This is a genomic window from Streptomyces misionensis (genome assembly GCF_007896895.1).
In the GTDB taxonomy this organism is placed as follows: domain Bacteria; phylum Actinomycetota; class Actinomycetes; order Streptomycetales; family Streptomycetaceae; genus Streptomyces; species Streptomyces misionensis_A.
Window position 1 is genome coordinate 110,605 of record NZ_VOGW01000199.1, and the last position, 11,177, is coordinate 121,781.

Genomic DNA, 11,177 nt, shown 5'->3' on the forward strand with positions numbered 1-11,177 from the left:
GTACGGCAAAAAGCCGGCCCACCCGGAGGTGGACCGGCTCAGTGCAGCGAACCAAGCGGTGGCCGCGCGCTGCTGTAGCGTCAGCGCGAGACCTTGCCCGCCTTGATGCACGAGGTGCAAGCGTTCACGCGCTTCGGCGTCCCGCCCACCACGGTACGCACACGCTGGATGTTCGGGTTCCAGCGGCGGGACGTACGGCGGTGCGAGTGCGAGATGTTGTTGCCGAAGCCCGGCCCCTTGCCGCAGACGTCGCAGTTGGCAGCCACGGGTCACTCCAAAGACTTCAGATGCACTTACGGATAATCCCGGCATGCCGGGATCGAGATCGTACGACCTGAGATCTGAGTGGCGGTGCCAGGGGGAAAAGCCCGATCGGATCGGGCAACCGGAGCAGCATACCAAGGCTGCGTCCGGGAAGCGAAACTACCATGGCGGAGCGGGGTCCCGCCCCCGGCCCGCTTCCGGCGGGCACCGCCCCGGGGTCTACGCTGCGACCACGTCCAGCCAGCTCAGGGAGGCGCAGGTGGCGCAGGTGCCGCAGACATTCCTCGATGCTCTCGCGGTGCGCACCTGGTGCGGTCTGGCGCTGCGCGCGGTGGGCCGCGCGCGCGAGGAGATCGACGCCATCAACGTCTACCCGGTGGCGGACGGCGACACCGGCACCAACCTCTACCTCACCCTGGAGTCGGCCGCGACGGCCGTGGAAGCCGTGTTCACCGGGTACGAGACGGACCCCGCCGAACCCCGGCTCGCGGACGCGGTGCGCGCGATGGCCCACGGGGCGCTGATCGGCGCCCGGGGCAACTCCGGCACCATCCTCGCCCAGCTGCTGCGCGGCATGGCCCAGGTCCTCGCCGCGGACGGCCCCGAGCCCCGCGGCGACGGCCCCGACCTGCGGCTGGCCCTGCGCCGGGCCGCCGACTCCGCCCGCCGTGCCGTGGCCCACCCCGTCGAGGGCACGGTGCTCACCGTCGCCTCGGCCGCCGCCGACGCCGCCGAGGGGGCGGAGGGCGACTGCGCGGCGGTGGCCCGGGCCGCCTACGAGGGCGCCCGCGCGGCCCTGGCGGCGACCCCGGGCCAGCTGGCGGTCCTCGCCCGGGCCGGGGTGGTCGACGCGGGCGGCCGGGGGCTGGTGGCGGTCCTCGGGGCGCTGGTGGAGGCGTGCACGGGGGAGGCGGTGCGGGAGACGACCGGACCCCAGGAGGTCACCGGGGCCCCGGAGGCCGTGGCCGAGGGATGCGGCGAGGGGCCCGGCGGGCCCGCGTTCGAGGTGATCTACCTCCTGGAGGCCGACGACGGTGCCGTGGCCCGGCTCCGGGACCGGCTCGACGCCCTCGGCGACTCCCTGGTCGTGGTGGGCGGCGACGGGCTGTGGAACGTCCATGTGCACGTGGACGACGCGGGCGCCGCCGTGGAGGCGGGCGTGGAGGCCGGGCGGCCGTACCGGATCCGGATCACCCACTTCGGGGCCGGCGACGTGCACACCGGCGGCCCGGGCCCGGCGCCCGAGCGGGCCCAGCGCGCCGTCGTCGCCGTCGTGCCGGGCCGGGGCCTGGCGGGGCTGTACGCCGAGGCGGGCGCGACCGCCGTCCTCGCGCGCCCCGGGGAGCCGCCGGCCAGCGGGGAACTGGTGGCGGCGGTGCGCCGGGCCCACGCGCGCGAGATCGTGCTGCTGCCCAACGACGCCGAGCTGCGCGACACGGCGGCCGCGGCGGCCGAGCAGGCCCGCGCCGAGGGCGTCCGGGTGGCGCTGATCCCGACCCGCTCGGCGGTCCAGGGCATCGCCGCGCTCGCGGTGCACGAGCCCGGGCGCCGGTTCGACGAGGACGTCGTGCAGATGACCTCCGCGGCGGGCGCCACCCGGTACGCCGAGGTCGTCGTCGCCGAGCACCGCTCCTGGACGACGGCCGGCATCTGCCAGGCCGGGGACGTGCTCGGTTTGATCGACGGGGACGTGGCGGTGATCGGCGCGGACGTCACCGCCACCGCCGAGACCGTCCTGGACCGCATGCTCCAGGCCGGCGGTGAACTGGTCACCCTCGTCGTCGGCGACGAGGCGCCCGAGACCGTCGCCGGACACCTGGAGACCCGGGTGCGGGAGTCCTACCTGGCCGTGGACACCGTGGTCTACCGGGGCGGCCGGCAGGGCAGCCTGCTGCTCATCGGCGTGGAGTAGCCCGCCCTCGGGGCGCGTCCGCGGCCGAGCGCTCTACGGCGTTGTCGGTGCCGTGGTGTGCAATGGGTGTCGTGCCCGCACTGGAAGAACCACTGAAACAGCCGCTGAAGTCAGTGCTCGGCCCCGCCACCGCCAAGGTGATGGCCGAGCACCTCGGCCTGCGCACCGTAGGCGACCTCCTGCACCACTACCCGCGCAGATACGAGGAGCGCGGCCAGCTCACCCACCTCGCCGACCTGCCCATGGACGAACACGTCACGGTGGTCGCCCAGGTCGCCGACGCCCGGCTGCACAGCTTCGCCTCCGCCCGGGCGCCCCGCGGCAAGGGCCAGCGCCTCGAGGTCACGATCACCGACGGCAGCGGCCGCCTCCAGCTGGTCTTCTTCGGCAACGGCGTGCACAAGCCGCACAAGGAACTGCTGCCGGGCACCCGCGCGATGTTCGCCGGCAAGGTCTCCGTCTTCAACCACCGCCTCCAGCTCGCCCACCCCGCCTACGAGTTGCTGCGCGGCGACGGCGAGGAGACCGTCGAGACCTGGGCCGGCGCCCTCATCCCCCTGTACCCGGCCACCGCCAAACTGGAGTCCTGGAAGATCGGCAAGGCGGTGCAGACGGTCCTGCCCGCCGCCCAGGAGGCCGTCGACCCGCTGCCCGGCGCCCTCCGCGAGGGCCGCGGCCTGCTGTCCCTGCCCGAGGCCCTGCTCAAGATCCACCGCCCGCACACCAAGGCCGACATCGCCGACGCCCGCGCCCGGCTGAAGTGGGACGAGGCCTTCGTGCTCCAGGTCGCCCTGGCCCGCCGCCGGCACACCGACGCCCAGCTCCCCGCGGTTCCCCGCACCCCCGCGCCCGACGGCCTCCTGGCCGCCTTCGACGCCCGCCTCCCCTTCACCCTCACCGAGGGCCAGCGGAAGGTCTCGAAGGAGATCTTCGACGACCTCGCCACCGAACACCCCATGCACCGGCTGCTCCAGGGCGAGGTCGGCTCGGGCAAGACCATGGTGGCCCTGCGCGCCATGCTCGCCGTGGTCGACGCCGGCGGACAGGCCGCCATGCTCGCGCCCACCGAGGTGCTGGCCCAGCAGCACCACCGCTCGGTCACCGAGATGATGGGCGAGCTGGCCGAAGGGGGAATGCTGGGCGGTGCCGAGCACGCCACCAAGGTGGTGCTGCTCACCGGTTCGATGGGCGCCGCGGCCCGCCGTCACGCCCTGCTCGACCTGGCCACCGGCGAGGCCGGCATCGTCATCGGCACCCACGCCCTGATCGAGGACAAGGTCCAGTTCCACGACCTCGGCCTGGTCGTCGTGGACGAACAGCACCGCTTCGGCGTCGAACAGCGCGACGCCCTGCGCGGCAAGGGCAAACAGCCCCCGCACCTCCTGGTGATGACCGCCACCCCGATCCCGCGCACGGTCGCCATGACCGTCTTCGGCGACCTGGAGACCTCCGTCCTCGACCAGTTGCCGGCCGGCCGCTCGCCGATCGCCAGCCATGTCGTCCCGGCCGCCGACAAGCCCCACTTCCTGGCCCGCGCCTGGGAGCGGGTCCGCGAGGAGGTGGCGGGCGGCCACCAGGCGTACGTGGTCTGCCCCCGCATCGGCGACGAGGAGGACGACCCGAAGAAGGCGGCCAGGAAGAAGTCCCCCGAGGACGAGGCCGAGAAGCGCCCCCCGCTCGCCGTCCTCGACGTGGCCGACCACCTGGCCAAGGGCCCCCTGGCGGGCCTGCGGGTCGAGGTCCTGCACGGGCGGATGCACCCGGACGACAAGGACGCGGTGATGCGCCGCTTCGCCGCCGGCGAGGCCGACGTCCTGGTCGCCACCACGGTCATCGAGGTCGGTGTGAACGTCCCCAACGCCACCGCCATGGTGATCATGGACGCCGACCGCTTCGGCGTCTCGCAGCTCCACCAGCTGCGCGGCCGGGTCGGCCGGGGCTCGGCCGCGGGCCTGTGCCTCCTGGTCACCGAGATGCCCGAGGCCAGCGCCGCCCGCCAGCGCCTGAACGCGGTCGCCGCCACCCTGGACGGCTTCGAGCTCTCCCGCATCGACCTCGAACAGCGCCGGGAGGGCGACGTCCTCGGCCAGGCCCAGTCCGGCGCCCGCTCCAGCCTGCGCGTCCTCGCCGTCATCGAGGACGAGGAGGTCATCGCGCAGGCGCGGGAGGAGGCCACGAAGGTCGTCGAGGCGGACCCGGAGCTGGAGCGTCTGCCGGGCCTGCGCACGGCCCTGGACGCGCTGCTGGACGACGAGCGGGAGCAGTACCTGGAAAAGGGGTGACGGGATGCCGGCCAGGGGCGCGGGGGCCGCGTCACCCGCCACAATGGAACGTCGAAGCCGCCCACCAGAAGGACCACACATGACCCGCGTGATCGCCGGCGCAGCCGGCGGACGCCGCCTGGCCGTCCCGCCGGGAACCGGTACCCGGCCGACCTCCGACCGCGCACGCGAAGGTCTCTTCTCCACCTGGCAGTCCCTCCTCGGCGGCCCGCTGGCGGGCGAACGCGTCCTCGACCTCTACGCCGGCTCCGGCGCCGTGGGCCTGGAAGCCCTCTCCCGGGGCGCGAGCCACACCCTCCTCGTGGAGGCCGACGCCCGCGCCGCGCGGACCGTCCGCGAGAACGTGCGGAACCTGGGCCTGCCCGGCGCGGAGGTCAGAGCGGGCAAAGCGGAACAGGTCGTACGCACCGCGCCCCCCGCCCAGCCGTACGACCTGGTCTTCCTGGACCCCCCATATGCCGTCACAGACGACGATCTTCGCGAGATTCTCCTCACACTCCACTCGGAGGGGTGGCTCGCGAAGGACGCCCTCGTCACCGTGGAGCGCAGCACCAGAGGCGGCGAATTCCACTGGCCGGACGGCTTCGAGGCGATCCGGTCCCGTCGTTACGGCGAGGGAACGTTTTGGTACGGTCGCGCCGCCTCTACGTGCGAAGACGCACGATGACCGGACCGGAGAGCGAGGGATCTCAAGTGCGCCGCGCCGTCTGTCCCGGGTCGTTCGACCCGATCACCAATGGACATCTCGACATCATCGCCCGAGCCTCCCGGCTGTACGACGAGGTCTACGTCGCGGTGATGATCAACCAGTCCAAGAAGGGCCTGTTCGACATCGAGGAGCGGATCGCGCTCATCCGCGAGGTGACCGCCGACTACGCCAACGTGCGCGTCGAGTCCCACCACGGCCTGCTCGTGGACTTCTGCAAGCAGCGCGACATCCCCGCGATCGTCAAGGGCCTGCGCGCCGTCAGCGACTTCGACTACGAGTTGCAGATGGCCCAGATGAACAACGGCCTCACCGGCGTCGAGACGCTGTTCGTGCCGACCAACCCCACCTACAGCTTCCTGTCCTCCTCGCTCGTCAAGGAGGTCGCGGCCTGGGGCGGCGACGTCTCCCACCTCGTGCCGCCGGAGGTCGTCGCCGCCCTCAACAGGCGTCTGCGCAAGGACTGATGGGCGCGGGGGCTACAGTCGTCCCGTCCGTCTCCAACCCGGCTGTAGAGAGTGGCGAGCACAGGTGGACGTGCAGAAGAAGCTCGACGAGATCGTCTCCGCGGTCGCCGGCGCCCGGGCCATGCCCATGTCGGCGTCCTGCGTGATCAACCGCGCCGATCTGCTCGCGATGCTGGAAGAGGTGCGCCAGGCGCTGCCCGGCTCCCTCGCGCAGGCACAGGAACTGATCGGCGACCGTGAGCAGATGGTCGAGCAGGCCCGGCAGGAGGCCGAACGGATCATCGAGAGCGCGCACGCCGAGCGCGGCTCGCTGATCGCCGGCACCGAGATCGCCCGCCGCTCCCAGGCGGAGGCCGACCGGATCCTCGCCGAGGCCCGCCAGGAGGCCGAGGAGGTCCGCGCCGAGGCCGACGACTACGTCGACTCCAAGCTCGCCAACTTCGAGGTCGTCCTCACCAAGACCCTCGGCTCGGTCGGCCGCGGCCGGGAGAAGCTGCTCGGCACCGGCCCCGGCCTGGACGAGAACGGCTACGAGGACGAGGACGCCCCCGAGCGCAGCCAGGACCCCGAGACCCTGCGGCACAACGCCGACGCGTACGTGGACGCCAAGCTGGGCGCCTTCGAGGCGGTGCTCGCCAAGACCCTGGAGGCGGTCGGCCGCGGCCGGCAGAAGCTGCACGGCCGGATCGCCACCGACGACCTCGGCGCCCTGGCCGACGACACCACGACCTTCCAGCACTCCAGCGACGCCGACTACCTGGCCGACCTGGCCGCCCTCGCCGACACCCCGGCCGAGCGCCCGGCGGGCCGGTCCCGGCCGGAACGGCCCGCGTACGAGCCGGCGCCGGAGCAGCCCGCGTACGAGCAGGCGCCGGACCGGCCCGGGTACGAGCCGGTGCCGGAGCAGCCGTCGTACGAGCCGCAGCCCGCGTACGGCGCGTACGACCAGCAGCAGGGCGGGTACCCCGGCTTCCCGCAGCAGGCCGCCTACGCCCAGGGGACCCAGCAGCAGGACCCCTACGGCTACCAGCAGGCCGACCCCTACGCCTACCAGGGATATCCCCAGCAGGCCGCCTACGACCCCCAGCAGCAACAGCAGGCCCAGGTGCCCCAGCAGGCGCAGGGGCAGCAGGACTACGCTCTGGACGAGACCAGCCTCTTCGACACCAGCATGATCAGCGCCGAGCAGCTGCGGGCGTACGAGCAGGGCCGCGGGCTGAGCTGACCGACCCGGATTGGGTCCTGGGGCCAAGGTCCAGTATCCTGGCTCTTCGGTCGCGCGTGCCCTCATGCTGAGTGCGGAGCCGCCCGCGACCACCGCTGCCCGGAAACACCGACGGGCGGTGTCCCTTCGAGTACGTAGATCGAAAGCAGGAATGGCTTCCAACGCCCGCCTCGACCACCGCAACCCCCTCGTGATCGACACACACGAGCTGGGTCGGCGTCCTGGTGCGCTGCAGCGCCTGACCCGCGAGATCGACGCCCCCGCGGATCTCGGCATCCCGGGAGTCGTCGGAGTGCCGGAAGGCACCCCGATGGAGCTCGAACTCCGGCTTGAGTCGGTCATGGAAGGGGTGCTTGTCACAGGCACCGCCCGTGCAACGGCCAAGGGGGAGTGCGTAAGGTGTCTGGAGCCGGTCGAGCTGGAGCTCGAAGCGGACTTCCAGGAGATGTTCTCGTACCCTGACGCCGACGACCGGGGCCGTGTGATCGCGGAACCGGGCGACGACGCCGAGGACGACGAGGACAGGCTCTTCATCGAGGACGGCCTGATCGACCTCGAACCTCTGCTGCGCGATGCGGTGGTGCTCGCACTGCCGATGCAGCCGGTGTGCCAGGAAGACTGCCCGGGCCTGTGCTCCGAGTGTGGGGCGCGGCTCGCGGACGACCCGGACCACCACCATGACGCCGTCGACATCCGTTGGGCGGCTTTGCAGGGACTCGCCGACACCATGACGGACGGCGAGAAGGACGAGATGAGCGGCGCCGAAGCGGGCGTCGACGAGAAGCAGGAGAAGTAGCCGTGGCTGTTCCGAAGCGGAAGATGTCGCGCAGCAACACGCGCCACCGCCGGTCGCAGTGGAAGGCTGCGGTCCCCACCCTGGTTGCGTGCGAGCGCTGCCACGAGCCCAAGCAGCAGCACATCGCGTGCCCGTCTTGCGGCACCTACAACAAGCGCCAGGTCCTCGAAGTCTGAGCGGGCTGGTGAGAGGCACTGTGTCCAGTCCGAAGAAGAACACTCCCCGCGCCGGTGGAGGCACGGACAACCAGGCCTCGTCCCACACGCTTCTGGAAGGGCGGCTCGGGTATCAGCTCGAGTCCGCCCTTCTGGTGCGTGCGCTGACCCACCGTTCCTACGCGTACGAGAACGGCGGTCTGCCGACGAACGAGCGGCTGGAGTTCCTCGGGGACTCCGTGCTCGGCCTCGTCGTCACGGACACGCTGTACCGCGCCCACCCCGACCTGCCCGAAGGCCAGCTGGCCAAGCTGCGGGCCGCGGTGGTCAACTCGCGTGCGCTGGCGGAGGTGGGGCGCGGCCTCGACCTCGGCGCCTTCATCCGGCTCGGCCGGGGTGAAGAGGGCACGGGCGGCCGGGACAAGGCGTCCATCCTCGCCGACACCCTTGAAGCGGTGATCGGCGCGGTCTATCTCGACCAGGGCCTCGACGCGGCGTCCGAGCTGGTGCACCGGCTCTTCGACCCGCTGATCGAGAAGTCCTCCAACCTGGGCGCCGGCCTGGACTGGAAGACGTCCCTCCAGGAGCTGACCGCGATCGAGGGACTCGGCGTGCCCGAGTACCTGGTCACGGAGACCGGCCCCGACCACGAGAAGACCTTCACTGCTGCCGCCCGCGTCGGAGGCGTCTCGTACGGCACCGGCACCGGCCGCAGCAAGAAGGAGGCGGAGCAGCAGGCCGCCGAGTCCGCCTGGCGCGCCATCAAGGACGCCGCGGACGAGCGGGCCACGGCGGCGAAGCAGGCCAAGGAGGCCGTCGCGGAAGCCGTCCCGGACGACGACGCGTCGTCCGCCACCGCCTGACGAGTACCACACCCGAGCGCCCGCCCCACCGTTTCGCGAGGGGCGGGCGTTCGTTCATCCAGCGCTTTCCACGGGGGTCCCGATGCCCGAGTTGCCCGAGGTCGAGGTCGTCCGGCGTGGGCTGGCGCGGTGGGTCGCCCATCGCACCGTCGCCGAGACCGAGGTGCTGCACCCGCGTGCCGTGCGCCGGCACGTGGCCGGGGGCGAGGACTTCGCGCAGCGCCTCAAGGGGCACCACATCGGGGAGCCCAGCCGGCGCGGCAAGTACCTGTGGCTGCCGCTGGAGGAGACGAACCAGTCGGTCCTCGCGCACCTCGGCATGAGCGGGCAGCTGCTGGTGCAGCCGCACGAGGCGCCGGACGAGAAGCACCTGCGCATCCGGATCCGGTTCGCCGACTCGCTCGGCACCGAACTGCGCTTCGTGGACCAACGCACCTTCGGCGGGCTGTCGTTGCACGACAACACCCCCGAGGGCCTGCCCGACGTCATCGCGCACATCGCCCGCGACCCCCTCGACCCGCTGTTCGACGACGACGCCTTCCACCAGGCCCTGCGCCGCAAGCGGACCACCGTCAAACGGGCCCTGCTGGACCAGTCGTTGATCAGCGGCGTCGGCAACATCTACGCGGACGAGGCCCTGTGGCGCGCCCGCGTCCACTACGAGCGTCCGACCGCGAACTTCACCCGCCCGGTCACCGCCGAACTCCTCGGTCACATCCGGGACGTGATGAACGCCGCCCTCGCCGTCGGCGGCACCAGCTTCGACAGCCTGTACGTGAACGTCAACGGCGAGTCGGGCTACTTCGACCGTTCCCTGGACGCCTACGGCCGCGAGGGCGAGCCCTGCAACCGCTGCGGCACGCCCATCCGGCGCCGCCCCTGGATGAACCGCTCAAGCTACTTCTGCCCGAAGTGTCAGCGGGCGCCGCGCGTCTCGTCGTAACGCCCGCGGGCCGCCAGCACCTCGTCCATGGCACCCTCCACGGACTCGATGAGCGCGAGGAGCCGGCCGGCGATCTCGCGGCCCAGCGGAGTCAGTTCGTAGTCCACGCGGGGCGGGTTGGTCGGCTGGGCCTCGCGGTGCACCAGCCCGTCCCGCTCCAGCGCGTGCAGGGTCTGGGACAGCATCTTCTCGCTCACCCCGTCGACGCGGCGGCGCAGCTCGTTGAAGCGCAGTGAGCCCTCGTGCAGCGCGCCCAGCGTCAGCGCGCCCCAGCGGCCGGTGACGTGCTCCAGCGTGCCACGGGACGGACAGGCCTTGGCGAAGACGTTGTAGGCGAGCTCTTCGTGCTCCTCAGGACAGGTGGTCATACCCCAAGGGTACGCGTCCGCAGCGCTCACCAGTGGGTTGCACTAACTTCTGGTTAGTGCTTTCATTTCCTCACCGTTATTGAGCTGCCCTTCCGAGGAGTGTCATGACCACCCCTGTCGTTTCGATCGCCTACCACTCCGGTTACGGCCACACCGTCGTCCTCGCCGAGGCCGTCCGAGCCGGTGCCGTTCAGGCCGGTGCCGAGGTGCACCTGATCAAGGTGGACGAGATCACCGAGGAGGACTGGGGGACCCTGGACCGCTCCGACGCGATCGTCTTCGGTTCGCCCACCTACATGGGCACGGCCTCCGGTGCCTTCCACGCCTTCGCCGAGGCGACCTCCTCGCGCTGGGCCGGCCAGGACTGGCAGGACAAGCTGGCCGCGGGCTTCACCAACTCCGGCTCCAAGAGCGGCGACAAGCTGCACACCCTGCAGTTCTTCCAGATCCTCGCCGCCCAGCACGGCATGCACTGGGTCAACCTGGGCCTGCTCCCGGGCTGGAACGCCAGCACCGCCTCCGAGAACGACCTCAACCGCCTCGGCATCTTCGCCGGTGCCGGCGCCCAGACCGACACGGACCAGGGCCCCGAGGGCGTGCACAAGGCGGACATAGCCACGGCCGAGCACCTCGGGCGCCGGGTGACGCGGACGGCGCTCACGTTCGCGCGGGGCCGCGCCGCCGCGTGAGCGGGGGCGGCGAGGGCCGGTGGGGGTGATTGGACGCCGGGGGCTGGCGCTAGCCGGACTCGCCGGACTTGCGCCCCGGCGCTCTCAGGAGCCGAACTCCTCCGTCCACCACGGTCCGCCCGGGCCGTAGTGCACACCGACGCCGAGGGTCTTGAAATCGCGGTTCAGGAGGGCGGCGCGATTGCCGGGGTCGGCCATCCAGGCCTTCACCACGGCCTTCGGGTCCGCCGGTCCGCGGGCGATGTTCTCGGCGCCGAGGCCGGTGATCCCGGCCGCCGCCGCCCGGTCCCAGGGTGACCGGCCGCCCGGGTCGGTATGGCCGAAGAAGCCCCGCGCCGCCATGTCGTCGCTGAACGCCTCCGCCAGCTTCGTCAGCGAGGAGTTCGCGGACAGCGGGCCGCGACCGGCCTTCGCCCGTTCGTCGTTGACCAGCTTCAGCACCTCGGCCTCGGCGGCGGCCCGCGCCGACACCGTGATCGCCGGTGCGGCCGGCGCGGGCGCCTTGCT

General features: G+C 72.1%; 13 protein-coding genes. 10 read left to right on the forward strand and 3 right to left on the reverse strand.

Annotated features, from left to right (window positions below; all coding sequences use genetic code 11):
* Positions 1-80: 80 nt before the first annotated feature.
* On the reverse strand, positions 81-266 hold the full coding sequence (gene rpmB / locus FRZ03_RS37105) for a 50S ribosomal protein L28 (protein ID WP_003993230.1): 186 nt from the start codon (positions 264-266) through the stop codon (positions 81-83).
* Positions 267-523: 257 nt separating this feature from the next.
* Between rpmB and FRZ03_RS37110 the strand changes: the two genes are divergently transcribed.
* From FRZ03_RS37110 to mutM, 9 genes are all read left to right on the forward strand, one after another.
* On the forward strand, positions 524-2,176 hold the full coding sequence (locus tag FRZ03_RS37110; protein WP_146469464.1) for a DAK2 domain-containing protein: 1,653 nt from the start codon (positions 524-526) through the stop codon (positions 2,174-2,176).
* A gap of 62 nt (positions 2,177-2,238) precedes the next feature.
* Positions 2,239-4,458 (forward strand): ATP-dependent DNA helicase RecG, encoded by a 2,220-nt coding sequence (recG, locus tag FRZ03_RS37115; protein WP_146469466.1) that lies wholly within the window; start codon positions 2,239-2,241, stop codon positions 4,456-4,458.
* A gap of 79 nt (positions 4,459-4,537) precedes the next feature.
* Positions 4,538-5,125 (forward strand): 16S rRNA (guanine(966)-N(2))-methyltransferase RsmD, encoded by a 588-nt coding sequence (rsmD, locus tag FRZ03_RS37120; protein ID WP_146469468.1) that lies wholly within the window; start codon positions 4,538-4,540, stop codon positions 5,123-5,125.
* A gap of 26 nt (positions 5,126-5,151) precedes the next feature.
* A complete protein-coding gene (gene coaD / locus FRZ03_RS37125; RefSeq protein WP_222443445.1) occupies positions 5,152-5,631 on the forward strand; it encodes a pantetheine-phosphate adenylyltransferase in 480 nt (159 codons plus the stop codon).
* A gap of 64 nt (positions 5,632-5,695) precedes the next feature.
* A complete protein-coding gene (locus tag FRZ03_RS37130) occupies positions 5,696-6,856 on the forward strand; it encodes an ATP synthase F0 subunit B (RefSeq protein ID WP_146469472.1) in 1,161 nt (386 codons plus the stop codon).
* A 151-nt stretch (positions 6,857-7,007) separates the two neighbouring features.
* Entirely contained in the window at positions 7,008-7,652 is a 645-nt protein-coding gene (locus FRZ03_RS37135; RefSeq protein ID WP_146469474.1) for a YceD family protein, read from the forward strand.
* 2 nt (positions 7,653-7,654) lie between these two features.
* Positions 7,655-7,828, forward strand: coding sequence for a 50S ribosomal protein L32 (gene rpmF / locus FRZ03_RS37140; protein ID WP_003951102.1), 174 nt, complete (start codon positions 7,655-7,657; stop codon positions 7,826-7,828).
* An 8-nt stretch (positions 7,829-7,836) separates the two neighbouring features.
* A complete protein-coding gene (rnc, locus tag FRZ03_RS37145; protein ID WP_398662149.1) occupies positions 7,837-8,670 on the forward strand; it encodes a ribonuclease III in 834 nt (277 codons plus the stop codon).
* Positions 8,671-8,752: 82 nt separating this feature from the next.
* A complete protein-coding gene (mutM, locus tag FRZ03_RS37150; protein ID WP_146469477.1) occupies positions 8,753-9,613 on the forward strand; it encodes a bifunctional DNA-formamidopyrimidine glycosylase/DNA-(apurinic or apyrimidinic site) lyase in 861 nt (286 codons plus the stop codon).
* Here the strand turns inward: mutM and FRZ03_RS37155 are convergent.
* Complete coding sequence (locus tag FRZ03_RS37155; RefSeq protein ID WP_146469479.1) at positions 9,586-9,981, reverse strand: winged helix-turn-helix transcriptional regulator; 396 nt, start codon at positions 9,979-9,981, stop codon at positions 9,586-9,588. The genes mutM and FRZ03_RS37155 overlap by 28 nt on opposite strands.
* Before the next feature lie 104 nt (positions 9,982-10,085).
* On the opposite strand from FRZ03_RS37155, the gene FRZ03_RS37160 reads away from it, so the two are divergent.
* Positions 10,086-10,670, forward strand: coding sequence for a flavodoxin family protein (locus FRZ03_RS37160; protein ID WP_146469481.1), 585 nt, complete (start codon positions 10,086-10,088; stop codon positions 10,668-10,670).
* A gap of 84 nt (positions 10,671-10,754) precedes the next feature.
* Here the strand turns inward: FRZ03_RS37160 and FRZ03_RS37165 are convergent.
* Positions 10,755-11,177, reverse strand: a 423-nt coding sequence (locus FRZ03_RS37165; protein ID WP_146469631.1) for a CAP domain-containing protein, incomplete at its 5' end; no start/stop codon positions are given.

Excerpts from the sequence above, each read along its gene's own strand:
- recG (WP_146469466.1), top strand. The coding sequence starts at position 2,239 with ATGGGTGTCGTGCCCGCACTGGAAGAACCACTGAAACAGCCGCTGAAG.
- rsmD (WP_146469468.1), top strand. The coding sequence starts at position 4,538 with ATGACCCGCGTGATCGCCGGCGCAGCCGGCGGACGCCGCCTGGCCGTC.
- FRZ03_RS37135 (WP_146469474.1), top strand. The coding sequence starts at position 7,008 with ATGGCTTCCAACGCCCGCCTCGACCACCGCAACCCCCTCGTGATCGAC.
- mutM (WP_146469477.1), top strand. The coding sequence starts at position 8,753 with ATGCCCGAGTTGCCCGAGGTCGAGGTCGTCCGGCGTGGGCTGGCGCGG.
- FRZ03_RS37155 (WP_146469479.1), bottom strand. The coding sequence starts at position 9,981 with ATGACCACCTGTCCTGAGGAGCACGAAGAGCTCGCCTACAACGTCTTC.
- FRZ03_RS37160 (WP_146469481.1), top strand. The coding sequence starts at position 10,086 with ATGACCACCCCTGTCGTTTCGATCGCCTACCACTCCGGTTACGGCCAC.